20 protein-coding genes and 1 riboswitch are annotated in these 22,291 nt (G+C 39.4%); of the genes, 5 read left to right on the top strand and 15 right to left on the bottom strand.

Annotated elements, in window-relative coordinates; translation table 11 throughout:
- Positions 1-33: 33 nt before the first annotated feature.
- Positions 34-1,224, bottom strand: coding sequence for a class I SAM-dependent methyltransferase (locus tag Q7674_RS15820; RefSeq protein WP_045063077.1), 1,191 nt, complete (start codon positions 1,222-1,224; stop codon positions 34-36).
- Positions 1,225-1,364: 140 nt separating this feature from the next.
- Positions 1,365-2,774, bottom strand: a complete 1,410-nt coding sequence (locus Q7674_RS15815; protein WP_045063078.1) for a methyl-accepting chemotaxis protein — start codon at positions 2,772-2,774, stop codon at positions 1,365-1,367.
- A 98-nt stretch (positions 2,775-2,872) separates the two neighbouring features.
- Between Q7674_RS15815 and yccX the strand changes: the two genes are divergently transcribed.
- Complete coding sequence (gene yccX / locus Q7674_RS15810; protein ID WP_045063079.1) at positions 2,873-3,145, top strand: acylphosphatase; 273 nt, start codon at positions 2,873-2,875, stop codon at positions 3,143-3,145.
- Between the two features lie 358 nt (positions 3,146-3,503).
- Here the strand turns inward: yccX and tusE are convergent, their stop codons facing one another.
- The 11 genes from tusE to Q7674_RS15755 all read right to left on the bottom strand — a co-directional run bounded on the left by tusE (position 3,504) and on the right by Q7674_RS15755 (position 17,367).
- The gene (gene tusE / locus Q7674_RS15805) at positions 3,504-3,833 is read right to left on the bottom strand and encodes a sulfurtransferase TusE (protein WP_305422791.1); all 330 of its coding nucleotides are present in this window, start codon (positions 3,831-3,833) and stop codon (positions 3,504-3,506) included.
- A 149-nt stretch (positions 3,834-3,982) separates the two neighbouring features.
- Positions 3,983-4,651 (bottom strand): Bax inhibitor-1/YccA family protein, encoded by a 669-nt coding sequence (locus Q7674_RS15800; protein ID WP_008987282.1) that lies wholly within the window; start codon positions 4,649-4,651, stop codon positions 3,983-3,985.
- Positions 4,652-4,897: 246 nt separating this feature from the next.
- A complete protein-coding gene (locus Q7674_RS15795; RefSeq protein WP_305422790.1) occupies positions 4,898-5,674 on the bottom strand; it encodes an amino acid ABC transporter ATP-binding protein in 777 nt (258 codons plus the stop codon).
- A 13-nt stretch (positions 5,675-5,687) separates the two neighbouring features.
- Entirely contained in the window at positions 5,688-6,785 is a 1,098-nt protein-coding gene (locus Q7674_RS15790) for an amino acid ABC transporter permease (RefSeq protein ID WP_023931899.1), read from the bottom strand.
- A gap of 4 nt (positions 6,786-6,789) precedes the next feature.
- Entirely contained in the window at positions 6,790-7,989 is a 1,200-nt protein-coding gene (locus Q7674_RS15785; protein WP_045063080.1) for an amino acid ABC transporter permease, read from the bottom strand.
- A gap of 129 nt (positions 7,990-8,118) precedes the next feature.
- Entirely contained in the window at positions 8,119-9,147 is a 1,029-nt protein-coding gene (locus Q7674_RS15780) for an amino acid ABC transporter substrate-binding protein (protein ID WP_107229584.1), read from the bottom strand.
- A 583-nt stretch (positions 9,148-9,730) separates the two neighbouring features.
- Entirely contained in the window at positions 9,731-10,960 is a 1,230-nt protein-coding gene (locus Q7674_RS15775) for an L-lactate MFS transporter (RefSeq protein ID WP_023931902.1), read from the bottom strand.
- Between the two features lie 309 nt (positions 10,961-11,269).
- Positions 11,270-12,496: a sodium/glutamate symporter gene (gltS, locus tag Q7674_RS15770; protein WP_023931904.1), complete on the bottom strand. Its 1,227-nt coding sequence runs from the start codon at positions 12,494-12,496 to the stop codon at positions 11,270-11,272.
- A gap of 676 nt (positions 12,497-13,172) precedes the next feature.
- On the bottom strand, positions 13,173-13,514 hold the full coding sequence (locus Q7674_RS15765) for a hypothetical protein (protein WP_023931905.1): 342 nt from the start codon (positions 13,512-13,514) through the stop codon (positions 13,173-13,175).
- A gap of 68 nt (positions 13,515-13,582) precedes the next feature.
- Complete coding sequence (locus Q7674_RS15760) at positions 13,583-16,651, bottom strand: EAL domain-containing protein (protein ID WP_305422786.1); 3,069 nt, start codon at positions 16,649-16,651, stop codon at positions 13,583-13,585.
- A gap of 164 nt (positions 16,652-16,815) precedes the next feature.
- A complete protein-coding gene (locus Q7674_RS15755) occupies positions 16,816-17,367 on the bottom strand; it encodes an adenylyl-sulfate kinase (protein WP_023931907.1) in 552 nt (183 codons plus the stop codon).
- Between the two features lie 317 nt (positions 17,368-17,684).
- Between Q7674_RS15755 and Q7674_RS15750 the strand changes: the two genes are divergently transcribed.
- The 4 genes from Q7674_RS15750 (at position 17,685) to Q7674_RS15735 (ending at position 19,823) form a co-directional block, all read left to right on the top strand.
- On the top strand, positions 17,685-18,041 hold the full coding sequence (locus Q7674_RS15750; protein ID WP_023931908.1) for a DsrE/DsrF/TusD sulfur relay family protein: 357 nt from the start codon (positions 17,685-17,687) through the stop codon (positions 18,039-18,041).
- A gap of 183 nt (positions 18,042-18,224) precedes the next feature.
- Entirely contained in the window at positions 18,225-18,566 is a 342-nt protein-coding gene (locus Q7674_RS15745; RefSeq protein WP_008987271.1) for a 5-carboxymethyl-2-hydroxymuconate Delta-isomerase, read from the top strand.
- Positions 18,567-18,691: 125 nt separating this feature from the next.
- Positions 18,692-19,084 carry a cystatin domain-containing protein gene (locus Q7674_RS15740; RefSeq protein WP_023931909.1) on the top strand — a complete coding sequence of 131 codons (393 nt, stop codon included), beginning with the start codon at positions 18,692-18,694 and terminating at the stop codon, positions 19,082-19,084.
- Between the two features lie 88 nt (positions 19,085-19,172).
- Positions 19,173-19,823 carry a Qnr family pentapeptide repeat protein gene (locus Q7674_RS15735; protein ID WP_023931910.1) on the top strand — a complete coding sequence of 217 codons (651 nt, stop codon included), beginning with the start codon at positions 19,173-19,175 and terminating at the stop codon, positions 19,821-19,823.
- Between the two features lie 70 nt (positions 19,824-19,893).
- On the opposite strand, the gene Q7674_RS15730 is transcribed toward Q7674_RS15735, so the two are convergent.
- Together Q7674_RS15730 and Q7674_RS15725 are read right to left on the bottom strand one after the other, a co-directional pair.
- The gene (locus Q7674_RS15730) at positions 19,894-20,334 is read right to left on the bottom strand and encodes a VOC family protein (RefSeq protein ID WP_305422781.1); all 441 of its coding nucleotides are present in this window, start codon (positions 20,332-20,334) and stop codon (positions 19,894-19,896) included.
- 116 nt (positions 20,335-20,450) lie between these two features.
- Positions 20,451-22,031 carry a Na+/H+ antiporter NhaC family protein gene (locus Q7674_RS15725; protein ID WP_305422780.1) on the bottom strand — a complete coding sequence of 527 codons (1,581 nt, stop codon included), beginning with the start codon at positions 22,029-22,031 and terminating at the stop codon, positions 20,451-20,453.
- Between the two features lie 85 nt (positions 22,032-22,116).
- A riboswitch (Lysine riboswitch) is annotated at positions 22,117-22,291 on the bottom strand.

Raw genomic sequence — 22,291 nt, 5'->3', positions numbered from 1 at the left:
GATATTGTATATCTAGTATAGGCGCAGTGGTGATTACTTAACGTAACACGCAAAGCCTTTTAGGTAGAAACCTTCAGGGTAAGCACTGTCTAATGGGTGATCAGCTGCTTGGCTGAAACGCTCAATAAATTGAACATCGCGGTGTGCATCAAGAGCAGCATCAGCAATGATTTTTTGGAATAGGTTGTTATCCATTAAACCAGAGCAAGAGTAAGTCAGTAGCGTACCGCCTGGCTTAAGAATTTGCATTGCTAGCATGTTGATATCTTTGTAACCACGACAAGCACCTACAAGCTGAGATTTAGATTCAGCAAATTTAGGTGGATCCATAATTACTACATCAAATAGCTCACCACGATCACGGTATTCACGTAGCAGTTTAAATACATCCGCATTTAAAAATTGTGCATTCTCAACAGGGTAGCCGTTGTCTTGTGCATTTTTCAGTGCGGTATCAAGTGCATGCTGAGAAACATCCACGTTAACCACTTCTTTAGCACCGCCTTTAAGGGCATAAAGACCGAAACCACCTGTGTAACAGAAGCAGTTAAGTACACGTTTACCGTTAACATATTTTACTGATGCTTCACGGCTGTCACGTTGGTCAAGGTAGAAACCTGTTTTGTGACCACCCACGATATTAACGTTGATTTTAACGCCATTTTCTTCGATGGTAACAAATTGCGGTGGCTCGTCACCGTGAAGAACACCAGTACGCTGTTTTAGACCTTCTTTTTTACGAACAGCAACATCAGATCGCTCGTAAATGCTGCATTCTGGGTAGCAATGTTGTAGCGCTTCAATTAGCACATCACGTTGTGCTTCAGCGCCAGCACTTAGCAGCTGACAGACTAGGAAGTTTTGGTAACGGTCAATGGTAATGCCCGGTAGGCCGTCAGATTCTGCTGCAATTAAACGATAGCCAGTTAGACCATCACGTGCAGCTAGAATATCGCGTAAACCTTGTGCTTGATTGAGGCGCTTAATGAAGAAGTTAACGTCGATGTTTTCGTTTTTCTCAAAACTCCATACGCGAACGCGAATTTGTGATTGTGGTGAGTAAGCACCTTTTGCTAACCATTCGCCTTTGTTGTCGTAGATATCTACGGTTTCGCCTAAGCCAGGTTTACCATCAATGCGATCAATACCGCGAGAGAAAACCCAAGGATGGCGACGACGTAATGATTTTTCGCGGCCTTTTACCAAATAAATAGAAGCTGTCATGACATGCCCAGTATGGAATTCGAAAGGGGCGTATTATCTTTCTCTAGGCATATAAAATCAAATGAAAAAGCCGCCAACTTATCGGATACGAATAAGATGACGGCATAAAAAAGCGAGATTACTTTTGCTGGTGGCTGTTGTTATGATGCTTTTAAGCCACTCATTAGTTGTTCTAATGTTTGGGCTTGTTGGTTTAGCTGATCAATTTCACTGTTTGCTTCACTGATCATGGTCGCAATTTGATTAGATTGAGTACGGACTTGTTCAACACTACTTGCGATACTCTCTGCAACAGCACCTTGCTGCTCAGCGGCGGCTGCAATTTCAGAACTGCGATCCGAGATCCCTTGGTTACGTTCGTTAATTTGACCGATTTCGTTATCAACCGAATCCATCAATTGCTCACTGTTAACAGCGTTATCAACGGTGTTTTGCATCACAGCAATCAGTTGTTGGCTGTTTTGTTGTAGTGATTCAATCATCTGCTGAATTTCAACGGTTGCACTTTGGGTACGACCAGCAAGGGTACGTACTTCATCTGCAACCACGGCAAAACCACGACCTTGTTCACCAGCACGTGCTGCTTCAATGGCTGCGTTGAGCGCCAGTAGGTTAGTTTGCTCTGAAATACCATTGATGGTTGTGACCACATCATCAATTTTTGCTGCATTACTATCAAGTGCAGATACGGCTTGTGCTGCGGCATTGATTTCACTTGAAAGAATAGAAATCGCATTTTTAGTTTCGCTGACTTTTACGCGGCCGTTTTCACTCACAGCTTGTGCTTCTTGAGTTTGTAGCGAAGTTTCATGGGCATGGGTTGCTACTTCGCGAATTGATGTCGCCATTTCTTCAGTAGCACTTGCGAGAGAATCTAAATGGCTTTGTTGTGACTGTGATAAATCACCGCTGTTATTACTACGTTGACGTAAATCAACACTGATCTGCTGCATTAGCGCGACGGCTTGTTGTGTTGCTAATACTAATTGTTGTTCACGTTCAGCGACTTTATCAATCGTGATAGCAATACGGCTAAATTCATCACGGACAGGGAAGAAGTTAAGACGGTGAGTTAAGTCTCCATCGGCTAAACTTTGGAGAGCTTTGTGCATATTAAACATAGCACCGCCGATAAAAGTCATGATGTAGTACACAACGGCAAGAATAATAACGAGTAAAATAGCCGTTACAATCCATTGTGTTGTTGATAAGTAATTAAGTAACCCAGATTGAGAGATAGCTTCTAGTGCATAGTTTTGTCCACTAACAGGAACAGCGTCAGAAGAAGAGGTATTCGACACTTTTATAGCGCTATTTTGCAATAGAATGGCAGCATCTGAGGATGAGATATTTTGCTGTTGGAAAATATTTGCGGTTAGCTGCAGTTGTTGTTGTGTTATTTCTGAACGCTGTGTTGCAGCTGCATCAACTAAAATAGCAGAGACAAAGAGAATTGCGATAAAAGGAAGAAGAAAAAGTAAGTAAAACTTTTCAGTTAACTTTAGGTGTATAAGGTATTTATCGATCCATCGAAAGGCGACTTCTTTCATGCTTAAATCCTAATTGGTATATATAAAAGTGTGCTGAGTAACTCGGTGGGAGATACAACAATTATATCGACGAAGTGAGTTAAAACTTGAGGTGATGGATGTCACAACTTTGTATTAAAGCGAACGTAACAGGACGCGTTCAAGGGGTGGGGTTTCGGTTTCATACCGCCCATGAAGGATTGAAATATAGCTTAAAAGGTTATGCGAAAAACTTACCGGATGGCAGTGTTGAAATCATGGCCTGTGGTGAGGAGTCAGATATTGATTCATTGTTACTTTGGCTTGCAAGCGGAGTAAAGCTTGCTGATGTTCAGTCAATTAATACGGAACGATTGGAATGGCGGCATATGGATGGTTTCGCGATTAAATAAACATTGCAAAAACAAGCGAATATTAAAACGACCACAACATTGGTATTTATATTAAACCGTTGTGGTCGTTATTAGGATATACCCAAGTAACTTCAAGATGCCGTGTTCAGCGAGACGACCTTAGTTCTCAGGCGCGGCAACGATTCGAAGATATAGTGGTTCTACATTGAGAATAGTTAACAAAGTCTGAGAGCTAAGGACGCTCGCCCTTTGGGAGCGTGTCACTGAACCGACTTCTTGCGTCAGACAACTTGGAAAGAGCTCGCTATTCCGCTTCATTGTCTTCCTTGAATTCAACTCAGTGACTTCGCTCTGAATCAGGCATATTGAAGTCACTTGGGTATAGAGATGTTATCTCTTAGATACATTTCACTGCTTTAGGTAAACCTGCAAGTTTGGTTGCTTGCTTTGCAGGACCTTTAGGGAATAAGCGGTATAAGTAACGCGAGTTTCCTTTTTCTTCACCGTATTGTTTCGCCATCGCTTTCACTAGCATACGAATAGCAGGTGATGTATTAAATTCTAAGTAAAACTCACGCACAAAACGGATCACTTCCCAGTGCGCTTCAGATAGCTCGATACCTTCATCTGCTGCAAGTAGGGGCACCAGTTCTTCACACCAATCGGTAACGTTTTTCAGATAACCTTGTGCGTCAGTTTCGATTTCTTTGTTATTAAATTCAAGCATGATGAGCCTCGGTATTCATTTCGGCTCAAAGGATAGTGAGAGAGCAGCATTGCTGCAAGTAAAAGTCGATAATATGTTTAGCGAAAAGGTATTCAGAAACAAAAATGCCCGCAAAATAGCGGGCATTTGAAATTCGACTAAGTAATGTCTTAGTTGTTATCGCTGTTGATAACACCAAGAATTTGCAACAAGCTTAGGAATAGGTTGTAGATAGATACATACAACGTCACTGTTGCTGAGATGTAGTTTGTTTCACCGCCACGTACAATTGACTGAGTAGTCAGCAGAATTGCAGCTGATGAGAACAGTACAAACATACCGCTAATAGCCAGTGACAGCATTGGCATCTTCAAGAAGATATTAGCAACCATAGCAACAATAATAGCGATAAAGCCAGCCATTAACATACCGTTCAAGAATGACAGATCTCGCTTGGTTGTTAATGCATAAGCTGAACAGCCAAGGAAAGTGAACGCTGTGCCACCAAGAGCCGTTACAACCACATCGCCTAGGCCTGCGCTAACATATAGATTCAGGATGGGACCAAGGGTAAAGCCCATGAAACCGGTTAGTGCAAAGACAAAGAACAGACCTAAGCTGCTGTTACGGTTACGTTCAGTTAAGAAAATTAGGCCGTAGAAGCCAACGAGTAACACAATCCAGTGTACTGGCGGTACATTCATTGCCATCGCAATTCCTGCTACAGCAGCAGAAAATAGCAAAGTTAACGAAAGTAAGAAGTAGGTGTTACGTAAAACCTTATTGGTAGATAGTAAGCCTTCGTAACCGCCGTCACGATTAACTATACGATCGTTCATAAAAATCCCCTTAGGGTAGTTATATTAAGACTATACATTTATATATGAGGCTAAATTACCACAAAAGCAAGTATAACGACGCCATCAATATTAAAATCTTTGTGTTGAAGCACGTTAACACTGCTACCCAGTATAATACTTAAACGAAGTGGTGAAATTGAGTTTAATGTGTAACTGAATGTTTCAAAGAGGAAACAGAGCCTTTTACTAATACTTTGTTTTCTTTGAAACATTCAGCAATTGCCATTAATGAAGGATCTGACTTAAGAATAACTGAGTACGGTCTGATTTAGGGTTATCAAAGAAATCTTGTGGGTTGTTTTCTTCGATGATCTCGCCCTGATCCATAAAAATTACCCGATCGGCAACTTGTCGTGCAAAGCCCATTTCATGAGTCACACAAAGCATGGTCATGCCTTCGTTAGCCAGTTCAACCATCACATCCAGTACCTCTCTTACCATTTCTGGATCAAGGGCTGAAGTGGGTTCGTCAAACAGCATGACTTGTGGGTTCATACACAGTGAACGGGCTATACTCACACGCTGTTGTTGTCCACCAGACAGTTGACCGGGGAATTTATTGGCTTGATCGGTGATCTGAACACGTTCAAGATATTGCATTGCCAACGCTTCTGCTTCTTTCTTGGGCATTTTCTTTACCCAAATAGGGGCGAGGGTACAGTTCTCTAACACGGTCAAGTGCGGAAACAAGTTAAAGTGCTGAAAACACATGCCCACTTCTTTGCGCACTAACTCAATGTTTTTCAGATCGTCTGTAAGCTCAGTGCCGCCAACAATGATTTGTCCTTTCTGGTGTTCTTCCAAACTGTTAATGCAGCGGATCATGGTGGATTTTCCCGATCCAGAAGGGCCACAGATAACGATCTTTTCGCCTTTCTTGACGTTTAAATTGACGTTCTTGAGAACATGGAACTGACCATACCATTTATTCACATCCGTTAGCTGGATCATCAGATCTGAGCTGGTGTTATCAGTTTGAGGTTTTGAAGTACTACTCGTCATAATGCTTTCCTTGCTAACGTTTGTGTCCAGTGTGCAACTTGTTTTCTAAATAAATACTGTAACGTGACATACCAAAACAGAAGATCCAGAAGACCAGTGCAACGAATACATAGCTCTCGGTTGCAAAGCCTAACCATTCAGGATCGGTCGTCGCTGCTTGTCCAATACCAAGCACATCAAACATGCCGATGATGAGAACAAGACTGGTATCTTTAAATAAGCCAATAAAAGTATTCACAATCGATGGGATAGTAATTTTCAGCGCTTGTGGCAGCACAATAAGGTACATCTTCTTCCAGTAAGTAAGCCCAAGTGCGTCAGCTGCTTCATATTGCCCTTTAGGGATCGCTTGTAAGCCTCCACGTATGACTTCTGCCATGTAAGCGGCGCTGAACATCACAACACCCATTAAGGCGCGGATCAGTTTATTGGTTTCCATTTCTGATGATAGGAATAGCGGCAACATCACTGATGCCATAAAGAGTACAGTGATTAGTGGCACTCCACGCCATAGTTCAATGTATACCGTACAAATACTACGGATGATCGGCATTTCAGAACGTCGACCTAAGGCTAATACGACACCGATAGGAAGTGAGACGACAATACCAACAATGGCAATGATTAATGTGATTAATAATCCGCCCCAAAGGTGGGTTTCCACAACAGGTAGGTCAAATACGCCACCGTAAAGTAAGAAACCTGCAATAAATGGGTAGATGTTAACGAAGAACAGCCAAATCCAGCCACGATACGGCGTTTTTTCGTAGGCCAACAAACCAATGAAGATAGCTAATGTGGCGTAGAATAATTGTGGTCGCCATAACTCTTCTGTTGGATAGAAGCCATACATAAACTGATCAAAGCGTACGTTGATAAACGTCCAACAAGCACCGCTGCTGGTACAGGCATCACGGCTGTCACCAGACCAATCGGCATTAATAAATGCCCAATCAATGATGTACCAGATCCCAAGTACAGCAAAATAGCCCAGTAGAAGGGTTGCAATACTATTAGTGATTGATGAAAACAAGTTCGTTCGTAGCCAGCCAATAATACCAACGGTGTTTGCTGGTGGCGGCAAGTCTGGTAGAAATTCATGTTTCTTCATCGTGTTACCTCTCTACCAATGCAACTTTCTTGTTATAGATATTCATCAATAACGAAGTTAATAAACTTAGTGTTAAGTACACCGCCATAGTCATAGCAATGATTTCAATCGCTTGTCCTGTTTGGTTTAAGGTTGTACCAGCAAAGACTGAGACAAGATCTGGATAACCAATTGCCATTGCAAGCGATGAGTTTTTGGTGAGGTTTAGATATTGACTCGTGAGTGGGGGAATAATAATACGCAGTGCTTGCGGCACCACTACCAGACGTAACGTTTTACCTTTGGATAAACCAAGTGCTTCGGCTGCTTCTGTTTGCCCATGGCTAACCGCGTTGATACCAGATCGTACAATCTCTGCGATGAAAGAGGCCGTGTAAATACTTAATGCCAGTAACAAGGCTGCCAGTTCAGGCACGATGGTGATACCACCTTTAAAGTTAAAACCTTTGAGCTCTGGATATTCTAGTGTGATCGGCATGCCTGTGACGAAAAACGCAATCAAAGGTAAGCCTAAAACAAGCCCCGCGACAGTGTATAAAACAGGCAGTTGTTGTCCTGTTTGTTGCTGTTTCTTTTTAGCGTAACGGTAGAAAATAATCGATAACACCACCGCAATGGCCAAACACCAGCCGATGATTTCTGAGCCTGAGCCGTAGATAGGGCTTGGGATCGATAATCCACGAACATTAAGAAAGATGGCTTCACCCAAACTGACACTTTGTCGTGGCGAAGGGAGTGCTTGAAGCACTGCAAAATACCAAAAAAAGATTTGCAATAAGAGTGGGATATTACGAAATACTTCAATGTAGACGGCGGCTAATCGACTGATCAACCAGTTAGATGATAGGCGAGCCACGCCCATGATAAAGCCGATGATTGTTGCAAGGATAATACCTAATACCGCTACTAATGCAGTGTTAAGTAATCCGACAACAAATGTTCGCCCATAGCTATAAGTTTCATCATATTCGATCAGAGTTAAACCGATCCCGAAACCTGCTTCTTGGGTTAGAAAGTCGAAGCCTGTAGAAATACCACGAGACTCTAAATTGGTTAGCGCATTATTTACGATAGAGTAAAAAAAGAACACTAGTCCAACTACAGCCACCACTTGAAATATCACAGAGCGAAAAGTGGGGTTATAGAAAATGCTTTGTTTAGATTTTAGACGTGATACATCTGACGTTTGTGATGTAGGAGCCATAAAACAACCTCAGTTCCTATTGAGATGTAAAGTAGGGATCCGATCCCGAATCCCTATGTATTGCGAAGTTTCTTATTATCTTAAAAGGTGATCTACCCTGGTACCGCGAGGTAACTTGGGAGAAAAAGATTAACGAATTGGTGGTGCGTATTGGATACCGCCTTGTGTCCATAGCGCATTCAGACCACGTTTAATTTTCAGAGGAGAACCTTCACCAACAGTACGTTCAAAGCTCTCACCGTAGTTACCAACCTGTTTAATGATTTGGTAACCCCAATCGTCTTTCAGACCCAAGCCTTTACCTTTTGGTCCATCTAAACCAATTAGGCGGCGAATGTTAGGATCTTTTGACTCTTTAGCCAGCTTATCTACATTGGCTGATGTCACACCAAACTCTTCAGCGTTGATCATGGTAAATAGCGTCCAGCGTACGATGTTGAACCATTGATCATCACCTTGACGTACGACAGGACCTAATGGCTCTTTTGAAATGATTTCTGGTAGGACAACCGCAGAGCTTGGATCTTTTAGGTTTAAGCGAAGGGCATATAGACCAGATTGGTCGGTAGTTAGCACATCACAACGACCTGAGTCGAAACCTTTAGACGTTTGTGGCGCAGTATCAAATACTACGGGCTTGTATTCCATACCGTTTACACGGAAGTAATCGGCAAGGTTGAGTTCAGTTGTTGTACCTGATTGTACACAAACGGCAGCACCGTTAAGCTCTTTTGCACTTTTGATGCCCATGTCTTTTTTCACCATGAAGCCTTGACCGTCGTAGTAGTTAACGCCTGTAAAGTTCAAACCCAGCGCGGTATCGCGGTGCAGTGTCCATGTTGTGTTACGTGATAACACGTCAATTTCACCAGACTGTAGGGCAGTGAAACGTTCTTTTGCTGTTAGCGGAATGTATTTGACTTTAGATTTATCGCCAATCGTTGCAGCAGCGATTGCTTGACAAAACTCTACATCAAGTCCTTCCCATTGACCCTTAGCATTTGGGTTAGAAAAACCAGGTAGACCAGCACTGACACCACATTGAATATAACCTTGCTTCATTACCTTATCGAGCGTGGCTTCAGCATTAACATTTGCAGCAAAAAGGGCAGTTGAAGAGGCTAACGCCGCAAATACAACTGATAATTTATTAGCCATTTGTACCTTCCTTTGTTGGTCCTGATGTGAAATTAAAACTGTAAAAACAAATAAATTAACAAACTATTAACAGTTGTTAATTATAGAAAGAGAAAAAAAAAGGTCTAGTGATTGGCGCGATGAAGATCACGGAACGCTAACAAGATGAAAAAACGAACAAAATAGGAATAGTTACGATTTGTGATTAATTATTCACTGCTTAAAATCATCAATATTAAGTTTAGGTAATATTATGATTGTTTAGATATTTTCGTGTCTTTTTACGCGGTGACAGGATTTAAACAGTTGTATAAAAAATTAAAGCAGTCAGAGAAATAGGAGGGTAAGTATTGGATTTACAGAAGGGTATATTCAAAATTTTGATTAAATATGCAGGTTGTTGCGATTTTAAAATCCTGGGTAAAATAACTGGTAAAATCTTTGTTAGTAGATAAAAGAAGTATTTTCTTTAATTATAATGGTATTTATGCCTAATATCTGTGGGTTTACTAACGGAGTATTGTTTATTTTTAAAATTAATGAAATGATCTTAGAAAAAAGAAAGACTCAGATTAACTGAGCCTTTCATTAAGTATTTCTGGTGTTATGCGTTGGCCATTTTCTTAGCTAATGCTTCAGAATCTACTTTCTTAGTAAGAAAAGAAAGTACAACAGCAACCGCAAGCATTACAGAACACACAGTGTAAGCTAGTGTGTAAGTACCTGTTGTATCAACAGCGAATGCTGCAACAACTGGACCGATGAAACCACTCACACCCCAAGCTGTGTAAAGAACGCCATAGTTTGCGCCGTAGTTCTTTAGACCGTAGAAGTCAGCAATGATAGACGGGAATACCGCTAGTAGCGTACCGTAACCTACACCCGCAACCGCTGCACCGATAATTAAGGTAAAGTCAGACTTGAACGTTGCAAACATCACCATGTTGATTGCTTGCATAATGAAAGCGATCATCAGAGTCTTAATACCACCAATCTTGTCAGACAGAATACCTGCTGCAACACGGCCGCCAGAGTTGAAGATAGCTAAAATCACAACAAGGTAAGCTGCATCTGTAATGTTAGCTTGCGTTGCAGCAATAGACGTAATGTTACCGATGATCATTAGACCAGACGCTGAAGCAAATGCGTACATCACCCATAGTGAGTAGAATTGAGGTGTTTTAAGCATTGAGCGCCAATTTAAATCAGCAGCATTGCCAGATTTGTTTTTCGCATCATAACCTGCTGGTACTTCAGGTGTGTAGTCAGCTGGTGGATTATTAATAGTAAATGCTAGTGGCACAGCAATAACAATGATCGCAATACCTAGGATCATAAAGCTGTTGTTAATACCAAAATCTTTAATTAGGAAAGACGTTAGTGGTGCAAGGTAAACTGCCGCTAGACCAAAACCTGCTGCGATTAAGCCATTAACTAAACCTTTTTTAGAAGGGTGGAACCACTTCATAGCTGATGGGCTTAAACATGCGTAGCCAAAACCAATACCACAACCTGTCATGATACCGAAGGTAACGATCAGCATTGCTGGCGATGTAGCAAAGCTTGAAACGATCATACCCAGACCTACCATCATAGTACCTAGAATAAGTACACGACGAGGACCCATGCGGTCTTGAAGAATACCTGCAACCAGTAATGACAATGAGAATGTAATAATCGCTACTGTGTAAGGTAGTGATGCATCGGCATTCGACCAGCCAAGATCAACAACAAGTGCTTTTTTGAAAACACTCCACGCGTAAAGAATACCCATACACAAGTTGATACAGAAACCTGCAAGCAGGATCTGCATCGCTCTATCAAATTTTTTCATACTTATCTCAATTAGCACTTTGTAAGCAAAAGCTTTCGCCAACAAAATCTAGGTTATTTGTTCAAACGTAGGTTTTAAAAGTTGGCGAATATTATCAAGATTTTTCAAATTTAAAATTGGATAGAAATTCTTTGTTACAAATGAAGGGAAATGACAAAAATAAAATGGAATCCGAATTTAGAATCACAGATTAATAAGATTATTTGTAAATGAATTGTTTTATTTTTTTGAGGGTGTTTTCTTGAGAAAATAAAAAGGGGAAAGATTTCTCTTTCCCCTTAATGGTATTTTTCTGCTTATTGCGAACTATTAGTGACCAAGGAAACTAATATAACCTTGAAGAACAAGAAGGTTCGTAATATCAATAAAGAACGCACCTACAATTGGCACTACCATAAATGCCTGTGGCGATGGGCCATTACGCGATACAAGTGCACCCATGTTCATTACTGCTGTTGGTGTTGCACCCATACCAAAACCACAGTGACCACCTGCAATGATTGCTGCATCGTAGTTCTTACCCATAACACGGAAAGTGACAAAGTAAGTAAACAGTGCGAGTACGATAGTCTGTACAACAAGAATCACAAGCATTGGTAGTGCAAGATCCATCAGTTCCCATAAATGCAGACTCATCAGTGCCATTGCTAAGAATAGGGATAATGAAATTGTACCTAATGCATCAACAGTTTCTTTGTTGATTTTGTAGCACTTAGTACCTTCACACAAGTTAGTAATAAACACACCGATAAATAGTGCGTAAACGAACTCAGGAATGCGTAGGGCACTAATACCAAAACTGTCTACAAAGTCTTTAGCATGTGATGCACCTGCAACACAAAGTAGAAGGATAAACAGCACTTCAATGGTGTTTTTTGAAGTAATGCGATCTTCTTCTTTATCACTGTAAGTCACAAGATCTGGGTGATCGATGTGGTGGTTACCACTTTCACCAAAATCAGATTTTAGGTTGTATTTATTGATCAAACGCTGTGCAACAGGTCCACCAATAATACCACCCATGATCAATCCAAAGGTTGCTGAAGCCATAGACAGTTCAAGCGTATTTAAGCCGTAATCAGTAGAGAAGGTTTGTGCCCAAGCTGCACCTGTACCATGACCACCTGATAGGGTAATTGAACCAACCACAAGACCAAGTAAAGGATCTAGACCAAGTAGCTTACTTAAACTTACACCTACAGCATTCTGGATAACGATAAAAACAGTGGCTAGCGCTAAGAAAAGGAAAACGCGGGATCCACCCTTCGCTAATAATTTATAACTCGCAGCTAAACCAACAGTTGCAAAGAACATTTCCATTAGTGCATTTTTCATGCTGAGTTTGAAAACAATGTCAAAACCTTGGAAATGGAAAATAGTAATAACAACAGCGACAACTAAGCCACCAACAATAGGTTCAGGGATATTATATTTTCTTAAAAACGCAACTTTGCTGTTAATAAAGTAACCGAGAAAAAGCACGATTATTGCTATGAGCAAAGATTCGAGCTCATTAATTTGAATAGTTGTGTTCATCGATAATCTTCTATTGTATTTCTTTGACGGTAATTTTAACTTGTAAAAGCCGTTCTTACCATATTGCTATTTATTACTTAATATAGTAGGCAATTAAGAATTTAATCGCTTAATTGTATGTATTATCGAATATATTTATCAAAAATGAAGATTGTTGTTATTTCTTATTTATTTAAATGTAAATAATGTGTTTTTAAATAAAGGATTCTTTGTTGTGTTTTAACACTGAGTAAAAGTGCAAAGAAAATTTACAAAATTATGATCTTTAAATTTCCAAATGACTTTAAAAACATAGAGTTGCTTTACAAATAATGTGTAAATCAATGCACATGAGCCTATTTAATCCGAAATCATCGCTGTAATACGATGGTTAAAATGCAATTTTAGTTGCTATGAATGCAATTTAAAAAAAAGCCTTTATTCTCACACAGTAAGATTGATTATTTTACAAGCATATTTTCCTGGATTTATTTTAATAAAAATTCGAAAAAAGTTTGAAATCCCGATTTTAATAGTACTGAATGCTGTAATTGGTGGTTGTTTTTTGTCAAATTTATGTAGAGAACTAAAATTTATTACGAATTTTTATGCATTAAAAGTACAAAATTTATCAACCCTATGCATACAAAAAAGGAAGCAATCGATTTGCTTCCTCTTTGTTTATTCAAAATTAAGACTAGTTGCTGTACTTTTTTAGTTTGAGATCTTTTTTCAGTTGCTGGATATAAGCAATACGACCAGGATCAGCTGGTCTAGCATGTGTTTGAGTACTTTCTAATGCTTTTGCTTCATCCGGTAATACGCAGCGACCTTTAATACGATCATGATGCTGTTTTGTTTCGAACTCTGCACGTTTTGAGGCGAGTTCTTGCTCTTTCGCCATAGCTTCACGAGCTTTACTTTGATCCGTTGCATCAACGACAACATAAGCATTGCGTTTTTGTTGTCGTTGCTGACTAGGCGTACCAAACTGTTCTCGCTGCTTGATAAAGTTATTTAAATGTTCATCAAAGCTCATCAAAGCACCCTACATAACAATCATTCTTTTATAATGATAAGCCACAATTGAATTGATGAGAACCTGTATCAAGTTAAAACTGGTGATTTTGTTTCTTCCATAAGGTACTTATCTTCAAAACTAGTAAGAGGGAGTGGTTTATCAAAGTGGTAACCTTGTAGCTCCTCTACACCGAGAGACTCTAAAAACTCAAGTTGATCTTGATTCTCAACACCTTCAGCGACAATGGTGAGATTAAGGTTATGTGCTAATTCAATGATTGAGCGACAAATGGTAATGCTATCTTTATTAAAAGGTAGCTCCTTAATAAATTCTCTATCAACTTTAAGAATATTGATTGGAAAGCGTGATAAATAAGCAAGTGATGAGTAGCCAGTACCAAAATCATCAATGGCAATTTTTATCCCTAAATCACGCAGTTCCTGTAGTTGCGTTAATGCAAATTGCACATCACACATTAATACACTTTCAGTCAGTTCAAGCTCCAAATAGCGAGGGTCACAACCTGATTGAGAGATTGCATCAGTAATTGATTGTACTAAATCGGCTTCAAGTAACTGTCTAGCTGAGATATTAATTGCAAGATCAAAGAAATACTCTTTATCTTGCCATTGTTTAAGCTGTTTACAAGCTTGTTGAATAAGGTACTCATAAGCTTCTATTATCAATTCTGATGACTCAAGAATAGGGATCACATCAGCAGGGGAGCGGTATTCACCTTTACAGTTTTTCCATCTTAAAAGCGCTTCAACACCACATAAGCGGTGGGTAATAGTACTAACTTTGGGTTGATAAAAGTATTCATAGCTGTCAGTACCAATTGTTCGTCTTAAATCTGATTCTAGTAATAGTCGTTGTACATTTTCCACTTCCATTGCTTCAGTGAAGTAGCAGTAGTTGCTGCCAGCCAATGCCTTTGCACGATATAGGGCAATATGCGCATATTTTTGTAGTATTTTAGGATCTGTTTCACTATTAGAGCTGAGTGCGATACCTATATTTGCTGAGACAGAAAAAACTTGGCAATCAAGCGAAAGTGGTGAACTGATGATTTGTAAGAGTCGCTTCGCTAATTGGTTAATGACTTGAGTGTCATGAAATGCGTGAATTAAAATGCCAAATTCATCAGTATCAATACGCGCTAACATATCATTTGAATCTAAGTTAGATTTAATCCGCTTAGATAAGATTAAGAGGATTTTTTCAATCTCCTCATTACTCATGGATTCATGTAGTTGTTTAGTGAGCTCTAAGTCGATAATCATGACAGCAATTTGAGCTTGATGCTTTGCTGCTTCTAATGCGCTACGGCCAATATCTTGACTAAACAGTGTCCGATTAGGTAATTGTGTTATTGAGTCGTAGTGCGCCAACCGATGAAGCTTATTTTCATAAGTAATGCGATCTGTTATGTCTTTACTGGTCGCGATGTAGTTACAAATTTTGCCATCATCACCGCGAATAGGTGAGATTGTGTAATCAATATAAGTAATGTCGTTCTCTTTCTTTTTAGCAATAACATGCTGGATAGATTGCCCTGACATTAATTTATTAAATAAAGTTTCACGTTCTTTATCGTTATCAAAATAATCATCAAAGCAAGACGCGCTATGGCTACCGACTAGATCTTTAAATGTTTTATTACTTTGTTTTAAATAAGCACCGTTAGCATATTGAATAAACCCATTTTTATCCGTGATCACAACAGATTCAGTACTTTGCTCTGCTGCTAGAGAAAGAGCTTGTAATCGTTTTTCACGTTCTACCCAATAAGTGACATCGGCTATATGAAGCAGAATGTTATCGTCAACGTTATTGACTTGTTTAGTTGCAATAACTTCTAAGTGTTTTGAACGCCTGAATTTTAATTTGATGTGGGTTTTTAAATGTTCAGAGTTAGGTAAGAGATCGATAGTATTAAGTAAATTAACTAACTCAGTTTTAATTTGCTCGGATTTAAATAGATCAATTAAAGGTTTGTGTAGAGCGTTACCGTGAAGGTTTAAAATAGTAAAAGCCGCATCATTAATAGCGGTGATCACGCGCTTATTGTTAAGCACAATAATGCCATCTTCACTATTTTTAATGATTGCAGCATAACGATTAAGGTTATCGTCGCGCTGTTGACGTAGCTCTTGTTCATTCTTGTGCTTCTTAACCAGTCGGCACACAAGTAATGCAGTACTGCCTATAAGCACTAGGAATGTCGCACAGATTGCAGCTAATCGAATACGGGTAAAGTTAGAGAAATATAAGCTGTTAAGCTCTTTACTTATATTAATAGAGGAAATTAAAACCCATTCAGAAATATCATTGCTTAGGTTATCTTCATGCTGATCGCTATTAAAAATCACTGGGCTATAGCTATAAAGGTAATTACCAATAATGGTTTGTCCTTTATCTAACCGTTTAACTGTATTCCATAAATATGGGTAAGCATCAGAAAATAAAACATCTTCAGCTGTATTTGAATTGATCTGCTCTGTCGTCAATGATTTTTGCAAGTAAGGAGGAGAGATCCACTGTCCATCATGGTTAATAATGAAATTCACTCGTCCGTTATTATTTGAGAGATCGTTAATAGGTAGATGGCGATAACTTAGTTGGATCACCCAATGGCTATTCTCCATTTTAAGGTGTTGGTAGAATGAGATCGTGTTATCTGATTTATCGATATAATTCTTTTTATTTTCAATAGAAAAGGTATGGTCGATATTTCTTAATTGCTGTTCATCATTAATCGTGTGATTGTAATCAATGTAAAAGCCGTTTTCTGCTTTTTTCAAGAAAAGCACTTGGGTGTTTTTGTAGTCGATAAGGCGAATAGAGTCGTATAAATCGGAGTTGATTAAAAGGCTTTTAAATTGTTTTAAAACACGTGCTTTTTCTAATACACGTAGTGGTTCATGAAGCGGTTCTTGTTGCAGTTGGTATGTAAGGCTATTTAAATCTTCGGAAACCGTATTAAGGTGAAGATTAGTAAGGTGAATGAGAGACTCTAACTGACTAAGTTCATTCTCTTTGATGTGTTCCGTTAATTGAATACTGTCTTTCTGATAAGAGTAAAGACTTAAAATAGCCACAATTGCCACTAAGGGCATAAAGATGACAACAAGATACGGTTTTAACCCACTCACATACACACCTTAAAATAAGCACAACATATACAAGGGTAAGTTTATGCCAAAATATGCATATGTTTAAGGGTGAATATACAGAAACGTGATGAACGAACTATTTAATATTAAAGATTAAATATGGATTAAAGAAACCTTTCAGTAAAATTACGCTAATCTAATGACTATTCGCAAATTGTTTCACTGCTTTCAATTAATTTCTCACTATAAAAATTGTTTAGCTGTTCGATAATTGATGTTTTACCTTCATAGTTAAAGATGGTTTTAACTGATGAGTCTGGTACTTCAAAAATGTGTTTAATCGCTTCAGCACTCTTATTAGAGATGCCGTTAATACGGTATTCCAAACGTTGATGAATGAGTGAATCTGTCGCTGTGACGTAAATCAATTCAATATCATTAATCGTTTGACGTAGATAATCACGATGCTTCTTTTTATAAGCGCCTTGAGTGACAACAACACGAGAATATTGGCTACGGAATTGGTTTACTTTTTTGCTAATGCGTTCAAAAAAATTATCACGCATTTCTTCAGTGAATGGTTGGTTTGCGTGAATAACATCTAGCATTTCATCGGTAAGATCATCATCAGCATGATAAACAAACCAATCATCGTGATCGCCAATTACATCACCGACGAACGATTTACCTGCACCGGAAAGGCCAAATAAAAACAGGACTGACGGGGCATGAGTAAGTTGGAGACGATGGCTCATTTGATGATCTCTAGCTAGAAGTTAAACACATGACAGCTGGAGGAAATCAAGCAGTAAACCAACTGAGGCGGTAATGTGCCAAATTATTTCAACGGTTAATAGCAGAATGTGCATATAAATTGAATTTGCGACAATTATTTGCGCTAACAGAGTGTTTTGTAAACGCACGTTAAAGAGAAAAGCACTTAAAATGTGATCTCTATTACTAAATTATTCATTGCTATTCACGAGGAGTAATGAATTAGACGCTGTATTAATCCCACTATATTTGTGTGACAATCTTTTTCTTATCGATCCGGTTTTTGAAAGAGTATGTTATGCAAACCATTTTAATTGTTATTAATGATGCCCCTTATGGTTCAGAGCGTCCATTTAATGCGTTACGTCTAGCGATTAAGTTAAATGAGCAAGAAGAACAATCCACTCAAATTAAGCTGTTCTTAATGTCTGATGCTGTGATGTGTGCAATGCATAAGCAAAATCCTGTTGAAGGTTATGATATTCAGCAAATGGTTGAAATTGCCTTAGCACAGGGGAGTGAAGTGTCGTTATGTAAAACATGCTGTAGTGCTCGTGGTTTATCACAAGAACTGCTGATTGAGGGTTGTGAAATAGGTACATTAGATGATTTAGCTCACTGGACGTTAATCGCAGATAAGGTGCTAACGTTTTAAAATAACGTGAGTAACATTGTCACAACTTATTTTTTACCGATCCCGTGCATAAATCACAGAAACTAAAATAACCCAGTTGTTAGTAATGATTTTTATCAAAAAACAGATCTTGCTATGAGTTCTCGTTTTTATATGTGCTAGTGTTTTCGTGTAAACATTACATCAATGGAAAGGAGAGTTGTTGTGCCGCATTGCATTATTGAGTATGCCAAAGATCTTGAAACTGATATCAATATTAACGAACTAATGGCAACCACCCATTATGCGACTTTTAGTTCAGGTCTGTTTGATGAAGAAGACATCAAAACACGTGCAATCCCTTTTGAGTTTTATCGAACGGGAACAACAGAGAAACCTTTTGTTCATATTACGGTAAGAGTGCTGCCAGGTAGGGATCCTAAGCAAAAAGATAATCTCGCTGAAGTTATCCTCCATCAAGTAGCAGCTATGTTCCATAATGATATCTGTGTGACAGTAGAGATTGAGGATATTAATCAGGAGTCATATAGAAAGTACGTTATTTAAAATGCAAATAAATTTGTATTTATGGCTTTTTTCAGCAATAAAATGACGTTTTAAACAAAATTGTTTGCGTTTGGTCACATTTTCTGGTCATATATATAGAAAGGTTGTGTATTTAGGATAAGAAAATGAAAAAGAAAATTTTACTGATCGCTTTAAGTTCAATTGTATTAGTTGCGTGTAGCTCTGCAAAAAACGAAACAAAAGAAGAGGCAAATGTGCAAACAGGTTGTGATTTCACTCAAGCAATTGCTGGTGGTTGGGCTCAAGGCAAAATCACTCCTGAAGTAGAACAAGCTGCAAAAGAAGCTGTGAAAGAAATTTCAGGTGATCATCAGCTAGGTAAAATTTACGAAGTGCGTCAGCAAGTGGTTGCAGGTATGAATTACCTTATTACTTTCAGCATTGATAATGGTGATTACTACAGTGCTAAAGTGTTCCGTAGCCTACAAAACACTTACCAAGTTAAAGAAATTAAACAAGTACCATCTGCAGTGTCTAACTGTGATGTACCTAACTAATTAGCTTGTTTGCTTTAATGTAAAATCGAAACGCTGTTATTGAGTAATCAATAACAGCGTTTTTTTATCTAAGGAATAAATAGAAATTATGCATGTTGTAGGTAAATGTTATCAGTCTGAGTGTTTTTCTGGTCAAGATTTGTCTGAAGCAATTTTTGAAAACTGCCAGTTTTATCGCTGTGATTTTTCACGAGCTAATTTGTTAGAAGCAAGCTTTATTGGCTGTAGTTTTATTGAAGCTGGTGATGAGCAGGGTGCTAATTTTTCCTACGCTAAACTCAAAGATGCCAGCTTTAAAAACTGTAATTTATCAATGGCGAATTTTCGTCATGCGCAGTGCTTTGGCATTGAAATGCGAGGCTCAAACTTGCAGGGAGCCGATTTTCAGTATGCGTCGTTCTCCAACTACATCACTCAAAATACCTTCTTTAGTTCAGCATATATTACGGGCTGTAACTTAAGCTATAGCAACTTTGAAGATGTAAAACTGGAGCAATGCGAGCTGTTTGAAAATCGTTGGAATGGGGCAAATTTATTAGCCACTTCTTTGAAAGGCTCTGATCTTAGCCGAGGTGAGTTTTCTTCTGAACATTGGCAGCAATGTATGTTTGAAGGGGCAGATCTTTGTCATGTGGATTTAGAAGGGGTTGATATTCGACGCGTGAATCTACAAGGAGTGAAAATTTGTGATTGGCAACAAGAGCAGTTATTAAGTCAGCTAGGCATTATTGTTCTATAGCTTAATTTCCTCACTTCTTGAAAAGCTACTTGCCAGCACTCTTGCACTGACAAGTAGCAAGAATCGCTTATTACCATTCGCCTTGGTTTTGCATTGATGCCCAAGGCTCTTGCGCTTCAAGTGCATCACCTTTTTGCAGTAATTCAATAGAAATACCATCAGGTGAGCGAACGAATGCCATGTGTCCATCACGTGGTAGGCGATTGATAACAACCCCGTTATCTTGTAGGCGCGCACATAACTCGTAAATGTTCTCAACTGTAAACGCTAAGTGTCCAAAATTACGACCGCCAGTGTACTCTTCAGGATCCCAATTGTAAGTCAGTTCAAGCAACGGTGATTTGGTCTCTTTTGCTGCTTCCGCTTGGCTTGGTGCTGCAAGGAACACAAGGGTAAAGCGTCCACGCTCACTTTCTTTACGGTTAACTTCAACCAATCCTAACTTATTACAGTAAAAGTCCAGTGATGCATCTAGGTTGCTCACGCGGATCATTGTGTGTAAGTATTCCATGTTTCTTTCCTAAATTTGATGTAAAAAATCCCCGTTGTTTAACCCTAAGCATAAAGCAATTACAGGATAAAACGAACGGGGAGTTATCTCATTTATTATGAATTTAGACAGTTAGCTTATGCTGTTACCGCTTGTTGGTATTTTCTGTGACGACGAAGGTGGATAGTACAACATGCTAGGAACCATAGTGCACTTACGCCGATACCAGCGATAGTTGACGACATAATACCCATGGTTAAGTAACCTAATAATGCACCGAATGCCACTGTTACAGCGTAAGGAAGCTGAGTCATCACGTGATCCATGTGGTGGCTACCAGCACCAGTTGCCGACAGAATACTTGTGCTTGAAATTGGTGAGCTGTGGTCGCCAAATACAGAGCCAGCAAGTACCGCAGAAAGCATAGGCATTAGTAGGTGAGCATCACTTGCTACCGCCATATCACCCGCTAGTGGCAACATGATACCGAACGTACCCCAGCTTGTACCTGTCGCGAAAGACATTGCGCAAGATAGAACGAATACTAATGCAGGTAGTAGTTCAGTAGGGAAGCCACCTTTCGTTAATGAAGCTAGGTACAGACCAGTTTTCATGTCACTTACTACAGTACCGATAGTCCATGCGAACATTAGGATAACGATCGCAGGCATCATTGCTTGAATACCTTGTGGTGCTGCTGTTAGCCATGTTTTTAGTGATAGCTTTAAGCGAAGTGCTAATACCATTGAAACAGCAAGGCTACATAGTGAGGCGTTGACCAGTGATGAACCTAAATCAGTGTGTTCAAGTGATTTAATTAGGCTAAATGCTTCACCGCGAGAGGCTAGAACGTCTGCACCGCTGATCACCATAAAGATAACACTTGATACTGTTAACGTTAGGATCGGCAGTACCATGTCGATCATCGTGCCTTTGCCTGAAGATTCTGTTGTGATCTCTAGACCTTTAGGGTGACCTTTTGATTCGTCCCATAGTTTACCTTCTTCTGCCCATGCTTCGTGTTGACGCATTGGACCAATGTTTAGTTGGAAGAAGATAACCACGATAACCATAAGCAGTGTGAACACCGCGTATAGGTTCATTGGGATCATTTGAACGAATAATGAAATCGCGCTGATATCAGTAATATGGTTCGTTGCTAGGATACCGCCAAGGATTGCAATAATGTATGCGCCCCAAGATGAAATAGGTGTAATGACACAAACAGGCGCTGCAGTTGAGTCCAGTAGGTATGCCAGTTTCGCACGTGAAATGTTGAAACGGTCAGTCACAGGACGACAAATAGGACCTACAGACAAGCTGTGGAAGAAGTCATCAATAAAGAAAGCAAAAACCATTAGGCTTGTTAGCATGTTTGCACTGCGGCGATCTTTACAACGGCGGTAACCCCATTCAGCAAATGCACGGGTTGCACCTGTTGCTGTCATTAGGCTGATCAAACCGCCTAGTAACAACATGAAGATGATCATATTCACGTTGCCACTATTTACCGCACCGTCAGACCAAATAAGACCAACGACTTGATGAACAATGTATTTTAGCGCAGCTAAAGGGTTGTAATCATTAAGAAGGATTGCGCCAGCAACAATGCCAAGACCAAGTGATAGCAATACGCGACGAGTGGCGATAGCTAAAATAACAGCAAGTAATGCCGGAACGACTGATAAAAGGGAGTCAGAATATTGAACTAGATTCATGGATCTCTTAAACACCTATATTAGGTGGAGATCTACCGAAAGGATAGAGAAACAGATTTCTGTAGAAAAAATACTTCGTCGTATCCCTTAGGGTAGCGCTCCATAGACTACGTAAACTATGGCAGTTCTGCACTTATTTAATGCAGACCCAGCCACTGTTGATGACACAACAATGACTTCGGCGCCGACTCCTTTCCCCAGACTTCTTAGGTGTCACCCTCCATCTGGATACTAATAGGCAGCGCGCCTCTACTCAAAGG

The organism is Photobacterium leiognathi (assembly GCF_030685535.1).
GTDB classification, from domain to species: domain Bacteria; phylum Pseudomonadota; class Gammaproteobacteria; order Enterobacterales; family Vibrionaceae; genus Photobacterium; species Photobacterium leiognathi.
Note: the sequence above shows the minus strand (reverse complement) of the source record. Positions and strands in the feature narration are given on the sequence as shown.

Coding starts and splice junctions, on each gene's coding strand:
- Q7674_RS15795 (WP_305422790.1), bottom strand. CDS start 5,674: ATGACGAGTAGTACTTCAAAACCTCAAACTGATAACACCAGCTCAGAT.
- Q7674_RS15735 (WP_023931910.1), top strand. CDS start 19,173: ATGCATGTTGTAGGTAAATGTTATCAGTCTGAGTGTTTTTCTGGTCAA.
- Q7674_RS15755 (WP_023931907.1), bottom strand. CDS start 17,367: ATGAGCCATCGTCTCCAACTTACTCATGCCCCGTCAGTCCTGTTTTTA.
- Q7674_RS15725 (WP_305422780.1), bottom strand. CDS start 22,031: ATGAATCTAGTTCAATATTCTGACTCCCTTTTATCAGTCGTTCCGGCA.
- Q7674_RS15800 (WP_008987282.1), bottom strand. CDS start 4,651: ATGAACGATCGTATAGTTAATCGTGACGGCGGTTACGAAGGCTTACTA.
- Q7674_RS15750 (WP_023931908.1), top strand. CDS start 17,685: ATGCAAACCATTTTAATTGTTATTAATGATGCCCCTTATGGTTCAGAG.
- Q7674_RS15785 (WP_045063080.1), bottom strand. CDS start 7,989: ATGGCTCCTACATCACAAACGTCAGATGTATCACGTCTAAAATCTAAA.
- Q7674_RS15820 (WP_045063077.1), bottom strand. CDS start 1,224: ATGACAGCTTCTATTTATTTGGTAAAAGGCCGCGAAAAATCATTACGT.
- Q7674_RS15780 (WP_107229584.1), bottom strand. CDS start 9,147: ATGGCTAATAAATTATCAGTTGTATTTGCGGCGTTAGCCTCTTCAACT.
- Q7674_RS15765 (WP_023931905.1), bottom strand. CDS start 13,514: ATGAGCTTTGATGAACATTTAAATAACTTTATCAAGCAGCGAGAACAG.
- gltS (WP_023931904.1), bottom strand. CDS start 12,496: ATGAACACAACTATTCAAATTAATGAGCTCGAATCTTTGCTCATAGCA.
- Q7674_RS15815 (WP_045063078.1), bottom strand. CDS start 2,774: ATGAAAGAAGTCGCCTTTCGATGGATCGATAAATACCTTATACACCTA.
- yccX (WP_045063079.1), top strand. CDS start 2,873: ATGTCACAACTTTGTATTAAAGCGAACGTAACAGGACGCGTTCAAGGG.
- Q7674_RS15775 (WP_023931902.1), bottom strand. CDS start 10,960: ATGAAAAAATTTGATAGAGCGATGCAGATCCTGCTTGCAGGTTTCTGT.
- Q7674_RS15740 (WP_023931909.1), top strand. CDS start 18,692: ATGAAAAAGAAAATTTTACTGATCGCTTTAAGTTCAATTGTATTAGTT.
- Q7674_RS15730 (WP_305422781.1), bottom strand. CDS start 20,334: ATGGAATACTTACACACAATGATCCGCGTGAGCAACCTAGATGCATCA.
- tusE (WP_305422791.1), bottom strand. CDS start 3,833: ATGCTTGAATTTAATAACAAAGAAATCGAAACTGACGCACAAGGTTAT.
- Q7674_RS15790 (WP_023931899.1), bottom strand. CDS start 6,785: ATGAAGAAACATGAATTTCTACCAGACTTGCCGCCACCAGCAAACACC.